24 protein-coding genes are annotated in these 21608 nt (G+C 41.7%); 16 read left to right on the top strand and 8 right to left on the bottom strand.

From position 1 onward, the window contains the following. Positions 1 to 18 precede the first annotated feature (18 nt). The 3 genes from QZ407_RS10630 to QZ407_RS10620 all read right to left on the bottom strand — a co-directional run bounded on the left by QZ407_RS10630 (position 19) and on the right by QZ407_RS10620 (position 3774). Positions 19 to 1089, bottom strand: a complete 1071-nt coding sequence (locus tag QZ407_RS10630) for a PA0069 family radical SAM protein (RefSeq protein ID WP_295770706.1) — start codon at positions 1087 to 1089, stop codon at positions 19 to 21. Positions 1090 to 1153: 64 nt separating this feature from the next. Next, entirely contained in the window at positions 1154 to 2353 is a 1200-nt protein-coding gene (locus QZ407_RS10625; protein ID WP_295770704.1) for a DUF1501 domain-containing protein, read from the bottom strand. Positions 2354 to 2388: 35 nt separating this feature from the next. Continuing rightward, the gene (locus tag QZ407_RS10620) at positions 2389 to 3774 is read right to left on the bottom strand and encodes a DUF1800 domain-containing protein (protein ID WP_295770702.1); all 1386 of its coding nucleotides are present in this window, start codon (positions 3772 to 3774) and stop codon (positions 2389 to 2391) included. Positions 3775 to 3969: 195 nt separating this feature from the next. Between QZ407_RS10620 and aat the strand changes: the two genes are divergently transcribed. Both aat and ruvC read left to right on the top strand, forming a co-directional pair. Further along, positions 3970 to 4599 (top strand): leucyl/phenylalanyl-tRNA--protein transferase, encoded by a 630-nt coding sequence (aat, locus tag QZ407_RS10615; protein ID WP_295770700.1) that lies wholly within the window; start codon positions 3970 to 3972, stop codon positions 4597 to 4599. Between the two features lie 24 nt (positions 4600 to 4623). Continuing rightward, complete coding sequence (gene ruvC, locus QZ407_RS10610; protein WP_295770947.1) at positions 4624 to 5229, top strand: crossover junction endodeoxyribonuclease RuvC; 606 nt, start codon at positions 4624 to 4626, stop codon at positions 5227 to 5229. 19 nt (positions 5230 to 5248) lie between these two features. Here ruvC and QZ407_RS10605 read toward each other — a convergent pair whose 3' ends face one another. The 4 genes from QZ407_RS10605 to rsmA form a co-directional block, all read right to left on the bottom strand. Next, complete coding sequence (locus tag QZ407_RS10605) at positions 5249 to 5653, bottom strand: HIT family protein (protein ID WP_295770698.1); 405 nt, start codon at positions 5651 to 5653, stop codon at positions 5249 to 5251. Between the two features lie 68 nt (positions 5654 to 5721). Continuing rightward, entirely contained in the window at positions 5722 to 6195 is a 474-nt protein-coding gene (gene greA / locus QZ407_RS10600; RefSeq protein WP_157542834.1) for a transcription elongation factor GreA, read from the bottom strand. Positions 6196 to 6349: 154 nt separating this feature from the next. Beyond that, complete coding sequence (locus tag QZ407_RS10595; protein WP_295770696.1) at positions 6350 to 7294, bottom strand: NAD(P)-dependent oxidoreductase; 945 nt, start codon at positions 7292 to 7294, stop codon at positions 6350 to 6352. After that, positions 7294 to 8073 carry a 16S rRNA (adenine(1518)-N(6)/adenine(1519)-N(6))-dimethyltransferase RsmA gene (rsmA, locus tag QZ407_RS10590; protein WP_295770693.1) on the bottom strand — a complete coding sequence of 260 codons (780 nt, stop codon included), beginning with the start codon at positions 8071 to 8073 and terminating at the stop codon, positions 7294 to 7296. The genes QZ407_RS10595 and rsmA overlap by 1 nt, the downstream gene beginning before the upstream one ends. 191 nt (positions 8074 to 8264) lie before the next feature. Here rsmA and pdxA point away from each other — a divergent pair, with 191 nt between their 5' ends. The 14 genes from pdxA to QZ407_RS10520 all read left to right on the top strand — a co-directional run bounded on the left by pdxA (position 8265) and on the right by QZ407_RS10520 (position 20996). After that, positions 8265 to 9320 (top strand): 4-hydroxythreonine-4-phosphate dehydrogenase PdxA, encoded by a 1056-nt coding sequence (pdxA, locus tag QZ407_RS10585; RefSeq protein WP_295770690.1) that lies wholly within the window; start codon positions 8265 to 8267, stop codon positions 9318 to 9320. A gap of 102 nt (positions 9321 to 9422) precedes the next feature. After that, positions 9423 to 10601, top strand: a complete 1179-nt coding sequence (locus QZ407_RS10580) for a DUF5009 domain-containing protein (RefSeq protein ID WP_295770687.1) — start codon at positions 9423 to 9425, stop codon at positions 10599 to 10601. A gap of 96 nt (positions 10602 to 10697) precedes the next feature. Then, positions 10698 to 11219, top strand: a complete 522-nt coding sequence (locus tag QZ407_RS10575; RefSeq protein ID WP_295770685.1) for a DUF177 domain-containing protein — start codon at positions 10698 to 10700, stop codon at positions 11217 to 11219. 15 nt (positions 11220 to 11234) lie between these two features. Further along, entirely contained in the window at positions 11235 to 11426 is a 192-nt protein-coding gene (gene rpmF / locus QZ407_RS10570) for a 50S ribosomal protein L32 (protein WP_157542828.1), read from the top strand. A gap of 15 nt (positions 11427 to 11441) precedes the next feature. After that, positions 11442 to 12380, top strand: coding sequence for a phosphate acyltransferase PlsX (plsX, locus tag QZ407_RS10565; protein WP_157542827.1), 939 nt, complete (start codon positions 11442 to 11444; stop codon positions 12378 to 12380). Positions 12381 to 12393: 13 nt separating this feature from the next. After that, positions 12394 to 13383, top strand: coding sequence for a beta-ketoacyl-ACP synthase III (locus QZ407_RS10560; RefSeq protein ID WP_295770680.1), 990 nt, complete (start codon positions 12394 to 12396; stop codon positions 13381 to 13383). A gap of 77 nt (positions 13384 to 13460) precedes the next feature. After that, on the top strand, positions 13461 to 13940 hold the full coding sequence (gene accB / locus QZ407_RS10555) for an acetyl-CoA carboxylase biotin carboxyl carrier protein (RefSeq protein ID WP_295770678.1): 480 nt from the start codon (positions 13461 to 13463) through the stop codon (positions 13938 to 13940). Between the two features lie 89 nt (positions 13941 to 14029). Beyond that, the gene (gene accC, locus QZ407_RS10550; RefSeq protein WP_295770676.1) at positions 14030 to 15370 is read left to right on the top strand and encodes an acetyl-CoA carboxylase biotin carboxylase subunit; all 1341 of its coding nucleotides are present in this window, start codon (positions 14030 to 14032) and stop codon (positions 15368 to 15370) included. Positions 15371 to 15442: 72 nt separating this feature from the next. Beyond that, positions 15443 to 16312 (top strand): twin-arginine translocase subunit TatC, encoded by an 870-nt coding sequence (gene tatC / locus QZ407_RS10545; protein WP_295770673.1) that lies wholly within the window; start codon positions 15443 to 15445, stop codon positions 16310 to 16312. Positions 16313 to 16342: 30 nt separating this feature from the next. Next, entirely contained in the window at positions 16343 to 16777 is a 435-nt protein-coding gene (rpiB, locus tag QZ407_RS10540; protein WP_295770671.1) for a ribose 5-phosphate isomerase B, read from the top strand. 9 nt (positions 16778 to 16786) lie between these two features. Then, positions 16787 to 17236: a PH domain-containing protein gene (locus tag QZ407_RS10535; protein ID WP_295770669.1), complete on the top strand. Its 450-nt coding sequence runs from the start codon at positions 16787 to 16789 to the stop codon at positions 17234 to 17236. 45 nt (positions 17237 to 17281) lie between these two features. Next, complete coding sequence (locus tag QZ407_RS10530) at positions 17282 to 18802, top strand: M28 family peptidase (RefSeq protein WP_295770666.1); 1521 nt, start codon at positions 17282 to 17284, stop codon at positions 18800 to 18802. A gap of 224 nt (positions 18803 to 19026) precedes the next feature. Next, on the top strand, positions 19027 to 20421 hold the full coding sequence (locus QZ407_RS10525) for a LutB/LldF family L-lactate oxidation iron-sulfur protein (RefSeq protein ID WP_295770664.1): 1395 nt from the start codon (positions 19027 to 19029) through the stop codon (positions 20419 to 20421). Beyond that, positions 20418 to 20996: a dihydrofolate reductase family protein gene (locus QZ407_RS10520; protein WP_295770662.1), complete on the top strand. Its 579-nt coding sequence runs from the start codon at positions 20418 to 20420 to the stop codon at positions 20994 to 20996. Before QZ407_RS10525 ends, QZ407_RS10520 begins: the two co-directional genes overlap by 4 nt. Here QZ407_RS10520 and QZ407_RS10515 read toward each other — a convergent pair. Then, positions 20993 to 21607: a SprT-like domain-containing protein gene (locus QZ407_RS10515; RefSeq protein ID WP_295770660.1), complete on the bottom strand. Its 615-nt coding sequence runs from the start codon at positions 21605 to 21607 to the stop codon at positions 20993 to 20995. The two genes, QZ407_RS10520 and QZ407_RS10515, sit on opposite strands and share 4 nt — an antisense overlap. Between the last annotated feature and the right edge of the window lies 1 nt (position 21608).

Below are 21608 nucleotides of genomic sequence, written 5' to 3'. Positions count from 1 at the left end.
ACATACAAAGGCCATTGGTTAAAATAACGTTACCTGCCTGCCTGTTTTAGGTGTAAACAGTGTTAAATCATAAGCGGGCATATCTCTATCGGCCAGGTAGCGTTTACACGCCATGCGGTACAATTGCTGAATAGACTCGGCCACCTCTCCATCGCCACTCATACGCCGGCCAAATTCACTATCGTTAAGGTGACCATCATGCGTTTGCCTAATGAGGTTCAGAACTTTATCGGCCCTGTCAGGAAATGTTTTATGAATCCAGTCTGTAAAGATTTCCGCTATGGCGCCGTTAAGTCTAACCATGGTGAAGCCGGCGGCCACGGCGCCTCTTTTAGCGGCTGCCTTAATAATGGCGGGTACCTCATTACTGTTTAGTCCGGGTATTATAGGCGCTGTCATTACCCTTACAGGTACCCCTTTTTGCGATAGCTTTTCAACAGCATTTAACCGGCCAACTGAAGTTACGGTGCGCGGCTCGAGTTTTTGTCTGAGCTGCTCATCTAACGAAGTAATTGATATGTTTACATGAATAAGGTTAAGCTTTGCCAACTCAGTCACAATGTCAAGATCGCGCAAAATGAGATTGTTTTTGGTAATGATACTTACCGGGTGTTTATATTGTAGAAATACTTCGAGCAGTCGTCGTGTTATCTTCAAGTCGCGCTCCAGGGGCTGGTAGCAATCTGTATTGCCCGATAAAACAATAGGAGTAGGTTGATATCGTCTGCGGTTAAAATATGCTTCAAGCAATTCAGGGGCATTACGCTTAACAATAATTTTTCGCTCAAAGTCTAACCCGGCGCTAAAACCATAGTACTCGTGGCTGTTTCGGGCGTAACAATAAATGCAGCCGTGCTCACACCCCTGGTAGGGGTTAATTGAGTGCATGTGGCTTATATCTGGGCTGTTGCTTTTGCTTACAATCTGTTTAGGGTTTTCTTCAAAAATTTGCGTTTTACTGTTCAGCAGCAAAGGTTCGTCTAAGCCCTCAATATGTTCGGCAACATATTTGTTTTGCAGAAACTTGTTATGAGTGTTTACCTGCGCGCCTCTTCCCTTAAAAAAATCATGGTTAGCCTCAAATGCCATAACACAAAATTGCTAAATTTATTAGTAATAATGTGTTGTTTTCTTAAATAATTAAAACCAGTTTTTAAACAAAGTTAAGTCCCGTAAATTGAGCATTCAATATGGAACTGTCATTAACGTTAAGCCACTTTTTTAACAGCGTAGCATAAATATCCCTAAAATCTATCTGATATTTTAAGTCACCATTCTCCAGATTTGCCAGGTCAGGCGCGTTGTTGTATATGCCGGCCTTACCAAGTTTACCTCCAAACAAAAACACGTTATTTGCAGTGCCGTGATCAGTGCCATTGCTGGCATTTTGTTCAACCCGGCGGCCAAATTCAGAAAAAGTCATAATCAAGGTATCATCAAGCTTACCTGTTTGTTTAAGGTCTTTTACAAAAGCGGCCACAGCATCACCATAAATTTTCAGCTGACGTCCTTGCTGGTTTTGCTGGCCAACGTGCGTGTCAAATCCCCCTAATGACACATAGTAAATACGTGTATTAAGCCCCGAATTGATAAACTTTGAAACATTTTTTAACTGGTTACCAAACCCGGTGGCTGGATAGGGAGCAACCACGTTGTAAGTTTTACTGGTTTTTTGAATGTAATCAGCCGATGAGTAAGTTTCAATCATTGTTTTGTACAAGTAGCCTAAATTATCCTCATGCAGGTGATCGTTGTCAGGCCCATGCATCAAATCTTTAAAAAATGGTTCGCGGGTGGTTTGGTAAAGCTTATTAGGATCTTGTACAGCAATTCCCTTCATTTTGCTACCCTTCATGGCTAATGAAAGCGTATCGTCAACCTCAATAGCGGTATAAGGGTTTTGGCAGGTTTGGCAGTTTGAGTCAAGATAGCGGCCAATCCAGCCGGTACTTAAAAATTCGTTTGAATTACTTGCCGTTTGCCATATATCCATTGACCGGAAGTGAGAGCGGTCGGGGTTAGGGTAGCCAACCGAATTGATAATGTTCATCCACCCCTGATCGTAAATTTCTTTAAGCGCTGATAGGTTAGGGTTCAACCCTTGTATGTCATTTAATTTTATAATCTCGTTTGGTGTTATGGCAACTGTTTTACGTTTTTGATAATAGACATCATCGCCAAAGGGCACAACAGTATTTAAGCCATCGTTACCACCCGACAACTGGATTATTACCAGGTTTTTATAACCGCTTACGGCACTCATTGCCATTGATTCAAACGGTTTTAAGAAGGCCGGTATTAAAAAAGCGCCTGATGCCAGGGTACTGCTCTTTAAAAAATCTCTTCTTTTCATAAGGTTTCTTCTTTAATGAGAGGTTAACTTTTTAATTAACAAAGTTGGTACTCAGGTGTGCTTACCAGCTGTATTACCATGGTTTTTATATCAGCGGCCTTATTCACTTCGGCTACAATGCGCGCATTTAGCGGTGGCTCTAACAAATAGGCAGCTACCTGTTCACGCTGAGCTTTTAATGGTATACCTTCTAAAAATTTGTTCCAATCGGCGTTGGCCTGTACCCTTTTGATTACGTTAAATTGCTGTTTACGTTGCGAAGCCAAGTACGCTTCATCCTCAGGTGTTGCCTTGCCTGCAAAGTCAATAATACCGGCGTTAAGAATAGTTGATGGAATTTTTATGCGGTACATTAATGAAGAGCTGTCTATCCAGTTGCGGCCGCCAGGCCATCCGGCCACATTTGGAGGGCGAAACAGTACCTGACCCAGCGTGCGCTGAAATTGCAAAAGCACGTCAGGGTTGTCATAACTTACATGAAAGCGCCTGGTTATATCAACCAGTAATTCAACGGGCGATTTAATCAAATTGCCAACGTTTTTATCTTCATAAAACCAGTTGGCTGTAAACACAAATTCAAGCACAGGTTTTAGCTCATAGCCTGCTTTGTAAAATACATCGGCCATTTGGTTAACATGTGTTTCATCAGGCGTTTCGTTAACAAAGTAGCGGTAAAGTTTAGTGCTTATATACTTAGCCGTTTGTTTATTGGCCAGTATAATGTCTATAATGTTTTCGCCGTTAAAATTTCCGGTTTGACCCATAAATGTTTTTGGTAAATCATCATGGTTGCCAGCCTTAAAAACAAATTCTCCGCTTTTTCCATTATGCGCCCAACCGGTAAAAGCCCTTGCCGATTCCTTAACGTCCTGTTCAGTATAATTTCCCCGGCCTAACGTGAATAACTCCATTAACTCGCGGGCAAAGTTCTCATTTGGATGCGCCTTGCTGTTTTGCTGGTTATTTAAAAAATTAAGCATAGCGGCAGACTGTGAAACCGCAATAAGCAACGTTTTGAAATTGCCAAGAGCGTGCATGCGCTGCACGTTGTTGAGCTGTTGCTGAAAATAATAATTGCCAATATTACAGGCAAAGTGATTGTGCCAAAAAAGGGTCATCTTCTCGCGCAGTTGAGCGTTGGTTGTACTCATTTGCTTCATCCAGGCGGCGTTTAATGCCCGTTCCTGCTGGTTGCGTAACTCCTGTATAGCTTTGCGTTCGCCCTCAGCTGCATCTTTACGTAATTGTCTTAAATCAAGGTTTTCTGTGATTGCCGCAAGCGGCTGCACTTCTTCCGACTCTTTGAAAAGCTTTTTTAAGGTTTTTTTTGCGCTCCAGTTTCGTTGATTATGCAACTGAGCAAAATCAGCTCCAAAGCCGGCACGGGCGTAAAGGTGTTTTACCTGTTTTAAATTATCCATAACTTAACAAGGTTAACGTAGCAGATGTGGTATAATTTGTTAAAGGTAAGTGGTTTGTGTAAATATATTCAGACTTAATTATTAAACAATAGATTAATGATGGTTGACATTTTGGGCCATTATTACAATATCGAGCAGTAACAGCAATTTGATTGGGTAAAGTAATATACTCAACGGTAAGAGCTACCTTTGAGTATGATTTTTAGGTTGGATGAACGTATTATTTTTCCAAAGCCTGAGCTGGCAGAAGAGGATGGCTTGCTTGCAGTTGGCGGCGATCTGTCTGCCGAACGTTTACTACTGGCTTACCGGCATGGTATATTTCCGTGGTATAGTAATGATACGCCAATTTTATGGTACTCACCGCATGAGCGCTTTGTGTTGTATCCTGATGAGCTGCGTGTAAGTAAAAGTATGAGGCAGGTATTGCGTTCGGGCAAGTTCAAAGCAACATCAAATACCGCATTTGAAAACGTAATTGAGGAATGTTCTGCTGTGCCAAGAGCAGGGCAGGATGGTACGTGGATAACCGAAGAAATGAAAACAGCATACATTGGCTTACATAATTTGGGTTATGCTCACTCTTACGAGATATGGCAGGATGATACGCTTGTTGGCGGACTGTATGGCGTTAAAGCAGGCAAAGTGTTTTGTGGCGAAAGCATGTTCAGTAAGGTGAGTAATGCTTCAAAAGCAGCGCTTATTACCCTTTGCACAACTGCCGCATTTGAGCTGATAGATTGCCAGGTACATACCGAGCATTTAGAGAGTATGGGCGCAAGATTTATAAGCAGGCAAGAATATCTGGATGTGTTACAATCTTAAAATACCTACCTTTACCAGGTGAATATCATACAGCCGCAAAAGGAACGGATTATACTGGGCATTGACCCTGGTACGGTGGTAATGGGTTACGGGCTTATAAAAGAGGTTGGTTCTAAAACAGAACTAATTGCGCTTGGAGTAGTAAAAATACCCGGCAACTCCGATGATCATATGCTTAAGCTACAGCGTATTTTTGAAAAAACTATTGCCCTTATTGATAACTATAACCCGGATACGCTTGCCATCGAAGCACCTTTTTACGGCAAAAATATACAAGTAATGCTTAAACTTGGCCGGGCACAGGGTACAGCAATTGCTGCGGCATTGTCGCGTAATATTCCGGTTAATGAGTATTCGCCACGTAAAATAAAGCAAGCAATTACAGGTAATGGTAATGCTACTAAAGAGCAGGTAGCAGCCATGTTGCAACGCCTGCTCAACTTTAAAGAAACCCCGGAGTTTTTAGATGCAACCGATGGGCTTGCGGTAGCGGTTTGCCATAGCTTCCAAAAAATTACTACGGGAAGGGGCAGTAAAATAAGTTATTCGGGTTGGGAAGCTTTTGTTAAGGATAACAACAAAAGAGTAGTTAGCCAAAAAATCGAACCAAGAAACAAGAGCCAGGAATAACCCGGCTCTTGAATATTATTTAATCTCTCTCTTCGCGTAAAGCAATCTTTATCCTCTCGGCTGTTGCCTCCAGCTCTTCAGGGCTTGGGCTTAGTTTGGGGCGCGAAAAATTGAGGTCGTCAACATCGTTCAGCGGTACCAGGTGTATATGGGCATGTGGCACTTCAAGGCCAATTACCGCAACGCCAACTCTTTTGCAGGGTACTGCTTTTTTGATACCGTCTGCCACAATTTTTGCAAACAACTGCAAGCCGGTATACAGTTCATCATCTAAATCAAAAAGATAATCAACTTCCTTTTTGGGAATAACCAATACGTGACCTTCAGTTAACGGACTAATATCTAAAAACGCTAAATAATCGATGCTTTCGGCTACTTTGTGAGCAGGTATTTCGCCCGATACAATTTTTGAAAAGATACTCATAGGTAAATTGAGTTTATTTATTTGATACAATAGTTACGCAACGTGTGTTTGAACGCGCTAGCTATATTCTATCTGTTAATTTCAAGAATTTCAAACTCCATTTTACCGGCCGGGACCTGTATCTCAGTTTTGTCGCCAACCTTCTTGCCTAACAAACCTTTGGCAATGGGCGATGCCACCGAAATTTTACCTGCTTTTAAATCGGCTTCACTTTCAGCTACCAGCTGGTAAGTCATTTTAGCACCGTTCTTGGTATTTTTAATGGTAACTATTGATAAGGCCAAAACCTTTGATGTATCTATTTTCGACTCGTCTAGTAAACGGCCATTTGCAAGCGTTTCTTCCAGTTTGGCAATTTTGGTTTCATGTAAACCCTGTGCCTCTTTGGCCGCATCATATTCAGCATTCTCTGATAAGTCGCCTTTGTCACGTGCTTCGGCAATTGCCTTAGCTATATTAGCACGACCAGTAGTTTTTAACTGTTGTAATTCTTCTTTTAATTTCTCTAAACCTTCTTTGGTAAAGTATGCAACCTCAGCCATAAACACAATAATTTTAAGTAGATATTTTTGTTGAAATGCTATCAAAAAAAACCGCCCTTCCTGTTTTTAAGAAAGGACGCGACAGCCATAAAAAACAAACAAGACTATGTAGCTACAACGCAGCCATAGTCTTGTTAGGTATAAAACGAAGATACTATTTTAAAGTTTGAATATCCAAATTTTTTATTTTGGATGCCATTACCTCACTAATTTTGCGGTATGATTCAAATGTCCATCCAGCTACATGCGGGCTTAAAATAACCTTGCCATTGGTGCGCAACTGGTCAAACCATTGCTGTTCGGCAAGCAACGGGAATTTCTCAATCTCTAATACATCAAGCCCGGCGCCTAAAATTTTGCCTTGGTTTATAGCATTTAAAACAGCCTGGGTTTGTACTACCTGTCCGCGTGAGGTATTCAATAAAAAAAAAGGCTTTTTGAAGTGGAAGAGGTACTCATCATTAACCAATCCGTTGGTTTCAGTAGTAAGAGGGGTGTGCAGGCTTAGTACATCGCTGTGTTTTACAATTTCTTCCATGCTTACTTCTCTGGCATATTCATCGCTAAAGCCGGTTTTATATTTATCATAGGCTATAACGTTTACCTCAAAGCCTTTTAGCTTACGGGCAAAGCTACGGCCCATGTGTCCGTAACCAATAATTCCAACCGTGCGGCCTTTAAGCTCATAACCACGGTTAGCTTCACGCTGCCACAAGCCGGTGCGCACTTCAGCATCTGCACGGTTCAGGTTATTCATTAACGAAAGCAATAAGCCTATGGCGTGTTCGCCCACGGCATCACTGTTACCTTCAGGAGCATTTATTAGCTTAATGCCCTTTTGTTTGGCGTAGTTTTCGTCAATATTATCCATGCCGGCACCTGCGCGGGCAATAAATTTTAGCTGTAAGGCAGCATCAAGTACCTGTCTGTTAACCAAAAATTTTGAGCGTATAACCAGGCCGTCATAGTTGCTTAAAACTTCTAAAGCTTCATCGCGCTTAATCAGCGGTTGGTAATCACACCGGTAGCCTAGCGCTTCTACCTGTTCAATAAAAACAGGGTGCAGGTCATCAACAATAAGGATGCTTTTGGTACTCATTAACGGTTTGCAGTTATCCGGTTGGTAAGTTCTATAAAATCGGCCACGGTAAGGCGTTCGGCACGCAAATCAAGCATGGTATCAGCAGCCATTGCTTCTTTATTTATTAATGATGATAAGGCGTTGCGCAGTGTTTTGCGGCGCTGGTTAAAACCTGCTTTAACCACCTGCCAAAATAGCTTCTCATCACAGTTAAGCCGCTCCGTTGTGTTACGGGTTAGCCTGATAACGGCCGATAGTACTTTAGGCGGCGGGTTAAACACGCCTGCCTTTACCGTAAATAAGTACTCAACCTTATAATAAGCCTGCAAAAATACGCTCAGTATGCCATATTCCTTGCTGCCTGCTTTGGCGTTGCAACGCTCGGCCACCTCTTTTTGAAACATACCTACTACCTCAATCACTTGTTGGCGGTTATCTAAAACCTTAAAAAGTATTTGCGATGAAATGTTATATGGAAAGTTGCCTATGATAGCAAAAGGCTTATCAAAAACGCCGTTAAAATCCATTTCCAAAAAATCGGCATTAATTAAGCGCTCCTGTAATTGCGGATATTTCTTATGCAAAAATTCGTACGATTCAGTGTCAATATCAATTAAATAGGTTTGATATTCGGTTTTCTGTAACAGGAAATCAGATAATATGCCCATGCCGGGCCCAACTTCTAAAACCTGTGTGTATTTTTCGTTTGGGCGCAGGCTTTCAACTATTTTTAATGCAATATTTTTATCAGTTAAAAAGTGCTGACCCAGATGTTTTTTTGCTCGTACTAATGACATTAACGCTGTGCTGATTTTTACAAATTACGTGATATTTGCGTTTGTATGGTAAACATTATTGCCGAAAACCTTTTATTTGTAATTGTTAGAATATAAATACATCAATTTTTAATGGGTGTATTTGCACTAATTTATTGTTGTGATCTTAAAATTCATTAGATAAGTGAGATCGCCCTACATTATCAAAAAACATGAGTGAGAAGATAAAAATTGGAATTAGTATAGGAGACGTTAATGGTATTGGTTTAGAGATTATTATTAAAACTTTAGCCGATACGAAAATATTTGACTATTGTATTCCAATTGTTTACGGGCATACCAAAGTGGCCTCATTTCACCGCCGTACGGTGCAGGTGCATGATCTGAACTTTAATGTTATTGATAGCGCTGCCAATGCTCATCATAAAAAGGCCAATATTATTAATTGTTGGGAAGAAGATGTTAAGCTGGAGTTAGGCGTGGTGAACGAAACCGGTGGCAAATATGCTTTTAAATCGCTTCAACGTGCTACTGATGATTTACTTGCCGGTGAAATTGATGCGCTGGTAACGGCCCCTATCAATAAAGACAACATCCAAAACGAGGAATTTAATTTTCCGGGCCATACAGAATACCTTCAAGAGCGTGATGGCGCTGGTGAGGTGTTGATGTTTTTGGTGAGTGAAACTTTAAGGGTAGGGGTGGTAACTGGTCATATACCGGTATCGCAGGTTGCCCAAAGCATTACTGCCGAAAAAATACTAGCCAAGCTTAAGCTGATGAATACCAGCCTCAAGCAGGATTTTTGGGTGCGCAAACCGCGTATTGCCGTATTAGGCTTAAACCCGCATGCAGGAGATAATGGCTTAATAGGCCAGGAAGAAAAGGACGTTATCATTCCAGCTTTGGAAGAAGCACGCGCCAATGATATACTGGCATTTGGCCCTTACCCTGCCGACGGCTTTTTTGCCAACGGTGCCTATATGCAGTTTGATGCAGTACTGGCCATGTATCATGACCAGGGCTTAATTCCGTTTAAGCAAATTGCTTTTGAATCGGGTGTGAACTTTACCGCGGGACTTAAATTTGTGCGTACCTCACCTGATCATGGTACGGCTTATGATATTGCTGGTAAAAATAAGGCCTCAGAGGTATCGTTCCGCGAAGCTTTGTTTGAAGCGATTCATATTGTACGCCGCCGCCGTGAAAATGAAGTGCTTAATGAAAATCCTTTACAGTTTAGCAAGCTAAGCCGCGACAGGGATTAATTATATCATACATCTGTTACAAACAGGTGGCAATGTTTAAATGTTACAGCCGTTACTTTAATACTGTTTCAGTTGTAAATCATTACTACGTTTACTGCCATAATGAATAACCAATATATCCGGGTGCGGTCTATCGACGCCTTCCGTGCGGTTACCATGTTCCTCATGATTTTTGTAAATGATTTGGAAGATGTACCCAACACCCCGCTATGGATTAAACATGCCGGAGATAACGTGGATGCCCTTGGCCTAGCCGATGTTATATTCCCTGCCTTTTTATTTATTGTAGGTTTATCAATACCCTTTGCTTTTCAAAACAGGGAGAATAGTGGCAGGCGTGTACCGCTGCGCATTATTACCCGTTCGCTGGCATTGATGATTATTGGTTTTTTTCATGCCAATATGGAAACGTATGATGACTTAAACACGCTGCTGCCAAAGCCCGTTTGGGAAAGCTGCGTAACTATTAGTTTCTTTCTCATCTTTTTAGATTACCGAGCCGTATCAGTGTCAACGCGTAATTTGCTAAGGGGGGCAGGCGTACTGCTACTAACCACCATGTCAGTACTGTATCGTAGTAATGATCCTAATCATTGGGTTTGGCTGCATTTTAGCTGGTGGGGTATTTTAGGGCTTATTGGCTGGTCATACCTTTTTTGTGCACTTATATATCATTACTCAAAAGGCGTGTTATGGATTCAGGTTGCAGCCTGGGTAATTTTCCTGCTTGTTAATATCGATTTTCATTTTGGCTGGCTCGAGTTTATAATGTCATGGAAGAGCTACATATGGCTGGCCGGCAATGGTGCCATGCAGGCATTTACTATGGCAGGTATAGTGGTTTCGGTAATGTATATGAGGCTGATGAAGAGTGGCGAACTTAATTTGCTATGGCCCGGCATTATACTTTTAGCTTTAATATTGGGTAATCTTGGTTTTATAGTGCGGTACATAGGTGGTATTTCAAAAGCGCGTGATACACCCTCATGGGTTTTGATATGTACATCGATAAGCCTTGTTGCATACATGGTTTTTTTGTTTTTGGTTGATGTAAAGCAAAAATATAACTGGTTTAATTTTATTAAGCCTGCAGGTACCAATACATTTACCTGTTACATAATCCCATTTATATTTTACCCTATCTACGGTATGACCGATTTTGGTTACCCGCAATATTTAAGTGAAGGAACCGGCGGACTTATCAAATGCCTTGTTTTTTCATTTGCAATGATATGGGTAGCGGGCTTGCTTGACAGGATAAATATCAGGTTAAAAATATAGGTACCCTTAGTGTTCACACAGGGCCGCAACTCATTTTGAAAAAACGTTTTACAGTTAAATAAAAAATATCTACATTTGCGGGCTAATTATCGCTCATTGAAAACGTTAAAAACATATTCGATTCCTTATACCGGCCTCAAGCTTGGCAGGCACGAGTTTGACTATGTTGTAGACGAATCGTTCTTTAAAGAGTTTGAATACTCGCTGGTAAAAAACGGTAAGCTGCAATGCAACGTGGTGCTTGATAAGCAGGAAACTATGATTATCCTGGATTTTCATATTTTTGGTACTGTTGAGCTGGCTTGTGATCGTTGCCTGTCTGAATACAACCAGCCGGTTGATATACATGAACAGCAGATAGCGAAGTTTGGCGAGGAAGAAATTGACGAAGACGAAGAGATAATTACACTGGGCAAAAACGATACAGAAATTGATATTGCCGGTTTAATATATGAATACATTACCGTTGCCGTTCCTTATATAACTGCTTGCAGTAACGAGGGTAACGGACGCGATTGTGATAAAGAAATGCTTGACAGGTTGAATGAGCTGTCGGGCGGTGATAAAAAGGAAAAGAGTGAAGACCCACGCTGGGACGCACTCAAAAAATTAAAATGATATAAATAAGAGGTTATGCCAAATCCAAAACGTAAGTTCTCCAAATCAAGAACTGCAAAACGCAGAACGCATTATAAAGCTGAAGCTCCTTCATTAACTACTTGTGCTGCTACCGGCGCTGTGCATTTGCCACACCGTGCGTACACTGTTGATGGTAACGTATACTACAACGGTAAATTACTGATTGAGAAAGCAGCCACTGTTTAAGCCCGTTTCCTGCAAATGAAGATAGGCTTAGACATTATGGGCGGAGATTATGCCCCTAAGGCAACTGTTTTAGGAGCAATTGAAGCTTATAAAGCTTTATCCGGTGAGCAAAGGCTTGTACTTATAGGCGATAAAGATATTGCCTCAGGTATTCTTCAGGAAAATGACTTTAACCCTGATCACTTTGAGTTTGTGCATACAACCGAAGTGATTGGCATGGGTGAGCATCCTACTAAAGCAATTACTCAAAAGCAGGGTTCAAGCATTAGTGTTGGTTTTAAGTTGCTTAAGGAAGGGTCTATTCAGGCGTTTTCTTCGGCAGGTAATACCGGTGCTATGCTGGTGGGTGCTATGTTCAGTGTAAAAACTATTCCGGGTGTTATACGCCCGGCCATGACTACTATTGTACCCAAACTGGAAGGCGGTTTGGGTATTTTATTAGATGTAGGTGCCAATGCCGATTGTAAGCCTGATGTGCTTTTGCAATTTGGTGTATTAGGTAGTCTTCTTGCGCAAAATGTTTATAACATGAGCAACCCGCGTGTTGCGCTTATGAACATAGGCGAGGAGGAAGAAAAAGGCAACATGCTTAGCCTGGCAACCTATCCTTTAATGAAAGAAACTAATCAGTTTAATTTTGTTGGCAACGTTGAAGGCCGCGATTTATTTACCGATAGCGCCGATGTATTTGTTTGCGACGGCTTTACCGGTAACGTAATACTTAAACTGTCAGAATCATTTTATGTAATTACCCGTAAAAAACGTATTAAAGATGAATTCTTTGATCGTTTCAATTACGAGCAGTATGGTGGAAGCCCTATCCTTGGGGTAAACGCACCTGTAGTGGTAGGGCACGGTATCTCAAGTCCTGAAGCTATAAAAAACATGGTATTACTTTCAGCCAATATGGCCGAGAGCAAACTGGTTGATAAAATTAAACAAGCTTTCGTTTAAACCCTTTAGATAGATGCATAAAATACAGGCTGCAATTACCGCTGTACATGGCTATGCACCCGAATATGTGCTTACCAACCACGAACTAGAATCGTTGGTTGAAACGAATGACGAGTGGATTACCTCTCGTACCGGAATTAAAGAGCGCCGCATACTCAAAGGCGAAGGTACCGCTACATCTGATCTGGCTGTTCCGGCTGTTGAGGGCTTGCTGAAAAAGCGCGGCATAGGCGCCGAAGAAATAGATCTTATAATTTTTTGCACCACTACTCCTGATATGCCTTTCCCGGCTACAGCTAATATTTTGGCTGATAAAATCGGAGCTAAAAATGCCTGGGGGTATGACTTGCAGGCGGCTTGCTCGGGTTTTGTATTTGGGTTGGCAACCGGTGCATCATTTATTGAAAGCGGTAAACACCAAAAAGTACTGGTAGTTGGTGGCGATAAAATGTCATCAATAATTGATTACCAGGATCGTGCTACCTGCATTATTTTTGGTGATGGCTGCGGCTGTGCATTGCTGGAGCCAAATACTGAAGGCTACGGTGTAATTGATTCGGTGCTTAAAAGCGATGGCTCTGGCCGCGAATTCTTACACATGAAAGCAGGTGGTTCATTACGCCCCGCAACGCATGATAGTGTTGACAAGCGTGAACACTATGCATACCAGGAGGGTAAGACCGTATTTAAATTTGCCGTTACCAACATGGCCGATGTTGCTGCCGAAATTATGGAGCGCAACAGCCTTGTTGCTGATGATATAGCGTGGCTTGTGCCACACCAGGCCAATAAACGCATTATTGATGCTACTGCAAACCGCATGGGCATTGATGAGGGCAAGGTTGTTATTAACATTGAACGTTATGGCAATACTACCAATGGTACTATACCACTATGCCTGTGGGAGTGGGAAAGTAAATTCAAAAAAGGCGACAATATTGTATTGGCAGCCTTTGGCGGTGGCTTTACCTGGGGCTCAATGCTCCTGAAATGGGCCTACTAAAATTTGGGAACAATTTTTATTTAATTTGTTATAACTTAGGTTCTTAATTTTTGTTAAGAACCAATTACACCTAAAACATGGATATTAAACAAATACAAGATTTGATCCGTTTCGTTTCAAAATCGGGCGTAAACGAGGTTTCCATCGAGCAGAACGAGTTCAAGATCACAATAAAAACAAACCAGGCTCCAACTATTGTTAACGCAACGTTACCGGTAGCACAGCCAGGCGTTCCTGCTGCAGCTCCGGCTGTTCCTGTTGCTGCTGCACACACTTCTGCTCCTGCAGAGGCTCCTGCTGCGGCCGATGTATCTAAATACGTTACTATCAAATCGCCAATGATTGGTACTTTCTACCGCTCATCATCTCCTGATAAACCATCGTTTGCAAACGTGGGTGATGAAATTAAACCAGGTGGTGTGCTTTGCATTATCGAAGCCATGAAACTGTTTAATGAGATTGAGTCAGAAGTATCAGGCCGTATTGTTAAAATACTGGTTGAAAACGCATCACCGGTTGAATATGACCAGCCTTTGTTTTTAGTAGAACCTATGTAATTTTGATTGATTTCACTGATTGATAGTTGATTTAACTGATTAAGTTCAGTGTAGTCATTCAAAAATCAGTGCAATCCAAAAAGAAACTCATGTTTAAAAAAATACTTATAGCTAACCGTGGCGAGATTGCCCTGCGCATTATCCGTACCTGTAAGGAAATGGGCATTAAAACGGTTGCCGTATATTCAACTGCTGATCGCGATAGCCTTCACGTACGTTTTGCCGATGAGGCCGTATGTATTGGTCCGCCGGCCAGCCGCGATTCTTACTTAAATATTCCTAATATTATATCTGCTGCCGAGTTAACCAATGCCGATGCTATACATCCGGGCTATGGTTTCTTGTCAGAAAATGCCAAGTTTTCAGCTATTTGTGCTGAGTATGGTATTAAATTTATTGGTGCCACTGCCGATCAGATAAACGACATGGGTGACAAGGCAGCTGCCAAAGCAACCATGAAAAAAGCCGGTGTACCAACCATACCAGGTTCTGAAGGCTTGCTGCATGATGTAAAGGAAGGTGTTAATATTGCCAACAAAATTGGTTATCCTGTTATACTTAAAGCTACTGCCGGCGGTGGTGGTCGTGGTATGCGCATTGTTTGGAACGACATGGAGTTTGAACCCGCCTGGGATTCGGCCCGTGCCGAAGCAGGCGCTGCGTTTGGTAACGATGGTATATATCTTGAAAAATACGTAGAAGATCCTCGTCACATTGAAATTCAGGTGGTAGGTGATCAATACGGTAAGGTATGCCATCTTTCAGAACGTGATTGCTCTATTCAGCGTCGTCACCAAAAACTGGTTGAAGAATCGCCTTCACCATTCATGACCGAAAAGTTGCGTAAAAAAATGGGTGAGGCTGCTATCAAAGGAGCTAAAGCCGTTCAATATGAAGGTGCGGGTACTATTGAGTTTTTGGTTGATAAGCACCATAATTTCTATTTTATGGAGATGAACACCCGTATACAGGTGGAGCATCCGGTAACTGAAGAAGTTATTAACGTTGACTTAATTAAAGAACAAATTAAAGTTGCAGCGGGAACGCCAATATCAGGCAAAAACTACGAGCCTACTATGCATGCCATAGAGTGCCGTATTAATGCTGAAGATCCGTTCAATAATTTTCGTCCGTCGCCCGGTAAAATCACTAATTTTCACTCTCCGGGTGGCCATGGTGTACGTGTTGATACACATGTTTACAGCGGTTATGTAATTCCACCAAATTACGACTCAATGATTGCCAAGCTTATATGTGTTGCACAAACACGCGAGGAAGCATTGAATACCATGCACCGTGCGCTAAGCGAGTTTGTTATTGAAGGTATAAAAACAACAATTCCTTTCCACTTGCAGTTAATGCAAGATCCTAACTTCAGGGCAGGTAACTTTACTACCAAGTTTATGGAAAGCTTCGAGATTGCTGAATAAAATTTCGAAAAATAAAATTAATCTCAAATACCATTCGTATGTTATACAGAATGGTATTTTTGTTTACAATACATGAGCGATAATAAAATAGTAAAAGCAATAAAAGATAAAAGTAAGGACCTTGATGTAGAGATGTCGTTTTTTGACCACATCGAGATCTTACGCTGGCATTTGATTCGTTCAAGTATTGCCGTTTTGGTGTTTACCATACTGGCCTTTGTTTATTACGACTGGGTATTCGACAACGTAATTATGGGCCCGATGCGTACCGACTTCTGGACGTATCGTATGCTTTGTAAGCTTGGAGATTATTTGCAGCGCCCAGGGTTTTGTATAGATAAAATTCCTGGCAAAATAATAAATACCGAGATGGCCGGGCAATTTACGCTGGAGCTGAATTCGGCACTGATTATTGGTATAACCTTAGGCTTTCCTTATTTGCTGTGGGAAGTTTGGCGCTTTATAAAGCCTGCCCTCCACGAAAAGGAAAGAAAAGCAGCAAGCGGTTTTGTAATATACGCTTCATTGCTTTTTTTATTAGGTATAATGTTCGGCTACTTTATAGTTGCGCCCGAGTCGATAAGCTTTTTAGCTAACTTAAGCGTGAGTGATAAAATAGAGAACATGTTTACTGTTGATTCTTATCTTTCATCAGTAGCTACGCTTACCCTGGCAACAGGTGTTGTGTTCCAACTACCTATTATTGTTTACATCCTATCAACTTTAGGGATACTTACACCAGCGTTTATGCGTAACGGACGCAGGTTTGCAATTGTGGGTATCCTTGTCATATCGGCAGTAATCACCCCCACGCCCGATATGCTTACCATGAGTATTGTAAGTGTGCCATTATTTATTCTCTATGAAGTAGGCATTGTTGTAGCCGGGGTGGTTGAGAAAAGAAAGCTTAAGCGTCAAAACCAACTGGTAAAAACGCAATAACATAAAACAAACTTTATCAAATTCACAGTAATGAACAAAGAACTTAAAATAGCTATAGGGTCTGATCATGCCGGGTTTAACTACAAACAAGAACTGTTGCAGTGGTTACCGCAAAGCATTGTAAAGGATTTTGGTACCTATTCAACCGAATCAACTGATTATCCTGATTTTGCTCATCCGGTGGCATCTTCAGTTGAAAAAGGCGAGTTTGATTTTGGTATTTTGGTTTGTGGCAGTGCCAACGGCGTTGCTATTACAGCTAACAAGCATCAAGGAATACGTGCAGCAATATGCTGGTTACCTGAGTTGGCTTCGTTAGCCCGCCAGCACAATAATGCAAACATAGTTTGTATACCTGAGCGTTTTATATCGTTGGAAGATGCAAAACAGATAGTTGAATTGTTCCTGTCAACCGAATTTGAAGGTGGACGTCATGCTAACCGCGTTGCTAAAATGTCTTGTTAAGTTGTTTGAATGATGAAAAATCAAAACGAGTCAGCTGAAACCGTTATATGGGAAGGCAAGCCATCTCAATTAATGAATTTGGGAACTTACATATTATGCTTTTTATTCATTTGGTTGGTGTTCCCGATATTTATAGCTATTTGGGCATATATTAAAACCGCTTCAACCAAATTTCAAATCACCACACAACGAATTATTATTAGCCGCGGCGTTTGGAACAGGATAACAAATGAAATGGCTATACACAAAGTGATAGACACCCGGATTGTTGAGCCGTTGATACAAAGATTGGTAGGTATTGCAAACCTGCAACTATTTACCGTAGGCGATTTAACAGAACATGTTGTGCTAATTGAAGGAATAAAAAACAGTGCCTATCTGCGCGACGAAATAAGGAAATTTAAAGGCGAATCTGACTCACTGATAAGTGATATGATAATCAATAATGCTGGATATTAAGCCATGTTCTTCTCAACTTACTTTTACTATTACACCTTTACTCAAATGAAAAGAGTTATACTATGCGGCGCTGCCTTGGCTGTAGCGCTGGGGGCATGTGCCCAGCAAAATGCAACTGCGGTGAAGTATGCTAAATACATTACCGTTGAGAATGCGAAAAAGCATTTAACTATCGTAGCATCTGATGAAATGGAAGGCCGCGAAACAGGTAAACCCGGAGCCGACAAGGCAGCTAAGTACCTGGCCGGCGAATACCAAAAATTAGGTTTACTACCAGCAAATAAAGGTTCATACTTTTTAGACGTGCCTTTATCTGTAACCAGTTTTTCGGTTAACTCAATTACGGTGAACGGCACTAAGCTTACACAGGGTAAAGACTTTTCTGTTTTAGGCGGTTCAGGCGTAAAAACCATTAGCGCACAGGAAGTTGTATTTGTGGGGTATGGTTCAGAGGCCGAGTTGAAGGATGCTAACGTAGAAGGTAAAGCGGTATTGGTTATAACTGAGCCTAAGCCGGGTGCCGAGGCGCCTGCGCGTGGTGCGTTTAACCGTGTGGCGGTAGCTTTAATGGCAAAGAAAGCTGCGTTAGTGTTAGGCGTAGGCAAAGTTAACCCAATTATAGCTAACAACGGTCGTATGACGTTAAAGTCAGCTACACCACGTCCGGTTGCCGATCGTGCTCCTATATTAATGATAAGCAACGCCGTTGCCGATAATTTACTGAAAGCAAGCGGTAAAAGCTACGAACAGTTAAAAGGTGCACCTGCAGTTCAAACCGTTAAGGCAAGTGTAGAGGCAGCTTATGCAACCACGGTAACCGATGCTAAAGCGGTTGATATTGTAGCAATGATACCGGGTTCTGACCCTAAGTTAAAAGAGGAAGTACTGGTGTTTTCTGCTCATTATGATCACATTGGAATGGAACCCGAAGGAACTCCCGGCGATCGCATTAATAACGGTGCTGATGATGACGGTTCAGGTACGGTTGGTATACTTGAGATTGCAACTGCATTTATGAAAGCAAAAAAAGATGGTAAAGGCCCTCGCCGTACCATTTTATTTTTAGGTAACGTAGGTGAAGAAAAAGGTTTGCTTGGTTCTGAATACTACTCGCAAAATCCGGTATTCCCAATGGCTAATACCATTACCGATTTAAATATTGATATGATTGGCCGCCGCGACCCGGCTCACAAAGATTCGCCTGACTATTGCTACCTAATCGGTTCAGATAAGCTGAGCACCACCTTACATAAAATAAGTGAAAACGCTAATAATACTTATACCAAGTTGGCTGTAGATTACAAGTACAATGATCCTAAAGATCCTGAGCGTATTTATTACCGTTCAGATCATTATAATTTTGCTAAGCACAATGTGCCAATTGTATTTTACTTTGACGGAGTTCATGAAGATTACCACCGTGTGAGTGACGAAGTAAGTAAAATTGACTTTCCGTTGTTGGTTAAGCGTACCCAATTAGTGTTTTACACCGGTTGGGAACTGGCAAACCGTGATGAACGCCCGGTAGTGGACGTTACAAACGACATGCCCGCCAACCGTAACTAAAATATAATTGTTGAAAACATAAGCGCCGTTGAGGAAACCCTCACGGCGCTTTTTTTGTTAAACACAATTGCTGCTGAATTTGATTGTTCGTAGCATAATTAGGCTCAGGCCTCACTAAACAGTAGATTTTATTGTTAACGTTAGAAGGCTATTAAGGCGTACTCACAAGGGATGAACCTTGGCCCTGCTATTATCAATATTAAAAAAATACTATTTTCGCCTTTATGGGAGATACTGCTGCCAAATTTTTGACCGATTCGGAGGAGAAGGTTTTTGACCGCGATCATCGCCGCATTATAAACTTCAACATGGGGCGCTACCATACCTCAGTTGCACGTGGTACAGCGCGGCTTGCCAATATAGAAGCTGCCAAGCGTAAAGGACACGTTATAAAATGGCGTGTAATGGAAAACCTTGATAAGTTTTTGCCCGAATTTGAAGCTAATTTTCAGCGTAGGGGAGGTAAGGTTATTTGGGCTAATGACGTGCATGAAGCTCAGCAGGAAATACTGGCTATATTGCAAAGAATTGGAGCTAAGCGCATAGTTAAGTCGAAAACTATGGCAACCGAAGAAATTCACTTAAATGAATTTCTGCAAGAAAATAACATCGAATCTCTTGAAACTGATTTAGGCGAATACATTGTACAATTGCTGGGGCAAAAGCCATATCATATTGTAACGCCCGCTATGCATCTCTCCAAAGAAGATATAGCAAAGCTGTTTCATGAAAAATTTGGTACGCCTATTGATTCAACTCCCGAGCAGCTTACCGCCAAAGCTCGAGAATTACTGCGTGAAAAGTATTTGCAGGCTGATGCCGGTATAACAGGCGCGAATTTCCTAATAGCAGATAGCGGTAGTATAGCTGTGAGCGAAAATGAAGGTAATACACGCCTTACCACAACTTTCCCTAAAGTGCATATAGCCGTAGTTGGTATCGAAAAAATTATACCTACAATAGCTGATCTTGACTTGTTTTGGCCTATGCTTGCCACACACGGCACAGGGCAAAATCTTACTGTTTACAATACCATTTTAACAGGTCCGCGCCAACCAACCGAAACGGATGGCCCCGAAGAGATGTACGTTATCCTGCTTGATAATGGCCGCACTGATTTGTTGGCGCAAAAAGATCAACGTCAGGGTTTGTACTGCATTCGCTGTGGTGCTTGCTTAAATGCCTGTCCGGTGTATCAAAACGTTGGTGGCTATACTTATAGCACAACGTACAGTGGGCCTATAGGGTCGGTAATTACGCCGCATATGCGTGGGATGGAAGAGTTTAAGCATTTAAGCTACGCATCAAGCTTATGCGGAAGGTGCACAGAGGTTTGCCCGGTCAAAATTGATATACATAAGATGCTGTTGCTAAACCGCCGCGATGCAGTTAAGGAAGGCGTAGTAAGTAAGCCCGAACAATGGGGCTGGACAGCCTGGAAAAAAGCGATGATGAGCCGTAAGCTCACCGATTTTTTTGGCGGCAAGGTGAAGAACTTTATGCTGCGTACGTTTTTCAAAAAGTCGTGGGGTAAATACAGGGCAATGCCCGAAGTAGCTGAAAAATCATTTGCACAACGCTGGAAAGAAGAACAGGAATCACCCGACAAAGACAAATGAGAAAAGTAATATTAAACCTGGCTGTAAGCCTTGATGGCTATATAGAGGGACCCGAAGGTGAGTACGACTGGTGTTTTACCGATCAGGATTATGGGTTAAGCAGTTTTGCCGCCCAAACAGATGCTGTTTTTGTTGGCCGTAAAAGCTACGAGTTGTTTGCAGGCAAAGAAGACGAATACTTTCCGGGTATCAAAAAAATTTATGTTTTTTCTGATACGATGAAAGCGGCGGCGCACCCCAATGTGGAAGTTATTGGTAGTGTAGATATAGATACTAAAGTGCAGTCGGTAATTAACGGTGAGGGTGATAACATTTGGTTATATGGAGGTGCAAAAGTGGTAAAATACTTTTTAGACAAACGCTGGATAAGCGAAATGCAGCTATCGGTACACCCGGTGATTTTAGGAAGTGGGAAGCCTTTATTTGAGGGTTTAAAAAATCGTGTTGAGCTGCTTTTAAAAGATTCAATTACTTACAGCAGCGGTTTGATACAGCTTATTTATGTACTCAAGCCACTTTTTGATACGAACGCACTTGATGTTCAATTGGATGAGTTAGACGAACGGATGTTTTAAGCTACATCAACCAACTCCACCTCGGCTACAGGGCTAAACAGGTAAATGCGTTTAGTGCTTATTTCTGTACATCTGAAACGTTTACGAAGTTGTTCTTCTTTACGGAATATCCTGCCGTCCTTAATCTTAAAAACGGCTTTTAATGGAATTTTTTCTATCGTGGTTACTGTTGCGGCATTGTTGTCATATTTCCTCAACGTACGGTAGAGGTTGAGGTCAGAACAACTGGAGGCGGCCGGGTTATTTAAGTAAGCCGTTATGGCGAAGGTAACATCGGATGGAAATACCTGCTGTTCAAAAAATGGCTGCATCATCTTTTTAAAGTTTGCTTTCCATTCATTGCCATGCGGTTTAATGAGGTTTTTGTGCTGATTCCAGGTATGAAGGTGTGCAAACTCATGCACTGTAGTAACTAAAAAGGCATAAGGGTTTAAATTATGATTTACCGATATGCGATGCCCTTTACCTTGAAACGGCGGACGATAATCACCAAATTTGCTGTTGCGGTTACGTGATATTTTAAATTCGCATTTAAAATGGTCAATCCACCGTGCTATAAGCGGTGCAGCACCTGCCGGAAGATAACGTTCTAAAACTTTAACCTTGTCCACA

Source organism: uncultured Mucilaginibacter sp. (assembly GCF_913773635.1).
Taxonomy (GTDB): Bacteria; Bacteroidota; Bacteroidia; order Sphingobacteriales; family Sphingobacteriaceae; genus Mucilaginibacter.
This window is presented reverse-complemented; position numbering and strand designations above follow the sequence as displayed.

Excerpts from the sequence above, each read along its gene's own strand:
- QZ407_RS10525 (WP_295770664.1), top strand. The coding sequence starts at position 19,027 with ATGGGAGATACTGCTGCCAAATTTTTGACCGATTCGGAGGAGAAGGTT.
- QZ407_RS10560 (WP_295770680.1), top strand. The coding sequence starts at position 12,394 with ATGCATAAAATACAGGCTGCAATTACCGCTGTACATGGCTATGCACCC.
- plsX (WP_157542827.1), top strand. The coding sequence starts at position 11,442 with ATGAAGATAGGCTTAGACATTATGGGCGGAGATTATGCCCCTAAGGCA.
- QZ407_RS10595 (WP_295770696.1), bottom strand. The coding sequence starts at position 7,294 with ATGAGTACCAAAAGCATCCTTATTGTTGATGACCTGCACCCTGTTTTT.
- QZ407_RS10605 (WP_295770698.1), bottom strand. The coding sequence starts at position 5,653 with ATGAGTATCTTTTCAAAAATTGTATCGGGCGAAATACCTGCTCACAAA.
- rsmA (WP_295770693.1), bottom strand. The coding sequence starts at position 8,073 with ATGTCATTAGTACGAGCAAAAAAACATCTGGGTCAGCACTTTTTAACT.
- rpiB (WP_295770671.1), top strand. The coding sequence starts at position 16,343 with ATGAACAAAGAACTTAAAATAGCTATAGGGTCTGATCATGCCGGGTTT.
- greA (WP_157542834.1), bottom strand. The coding sequence starts at position 6,195 with ATGGCTGAGGTTGCATACTTTACCAAAGAAGGTTTAGAGAAATTAAAA.
- tatC (WP_295770673.1), top strand. The coding sequence starts at position 15,443 with ATGAGCGATAATAAAATAGTAAAAGCAATAAAAGATAAAAGTAAGGAC.
- QZ407_RS10580 (WP_295770687.1), top strand. The coding sequence starts at position 9,423 with ATGAATAACCAATATATCCGGGTGCGGTCTATCGACGCCTTCCGTGCG.
- QZ407_RS10625 (WP_295770704.1), bottom strand. The coding sequence starts at position 2,353 with ATGAAAAGAAGAGATTTTTTAAAGAGCAGTACCCTGGCATCAGGCGCT.
- QZ407_RS10630 (WP_295770706.1), bottom strand. The coding sequence starts at position 1,089 with ATGGCATTTGAGGCTAACCATGATTTTTTTAAGGGAAGAGGCGCGCAG.
- QZ407_RS10530 (WP_295770666.1), top strand. The coding sequence starts at position 17,282 with ATGAAAAGAGTTATACTATGCGGCGCTGCCTTGGCTGTAGCGCTGGGG.
- QZ407_RS10535 (WP_295770669.1), top strand. The coding sequence starts at position 16,787 with ATGATGAAAAATCAAAACGAGTCAGCTGAAACCGTTATATGGGAAGGC.
- rpmF (WP_157542828.1), top strand. The coding sequence starts at position 11,235 with ATGCCAAATCCAAAACGTAAGTTCTCCAAATCAAGAACTGCAAAACGC.
- pdxA (WP_295770690.1), top strand. The coding sequence starts at position 8,265 with ATGAGTGAGAAGATAAAAATTGGAATTAGTATAGGAGACGTTAATGGT.
- QZ407_RS10620 (WP_295770702.1), bottom strand. The coding sequence starts at position 3,774 with ATGGATAATTTAAAACAGGTAAAACACCTTTACGCCCGTGCCGGCTTT.
- accC (WP_295770676.1), top strand. The coding sequence starts at position 14,030 with ATGTTTAAAAAAATACTTATAGCTAACCGTGGCGAGATTGCCCTGCGC.
- QZ407_RS10520 (WP_295770662.1), top strand. The coding sequence starts at position 20,418 with ATGAGAAAAGTAATATTAAACCTGGCTGTAAGCCTTGATGGCTATATA.
- accB (WP_295770678.1), top strand. The coding sequence starts at position 13,461 with ATGGATATTAAACAAATACAAGATTTGATCCGTTTCGTTTCAAAATCG.
- aat (WP_295770700.1), top strand. The coding sequence starts at position 3,970 with ATGATTTTTAGGTTGGATGAACGTATTATTTTTCCAAAGCCTGAGCTG.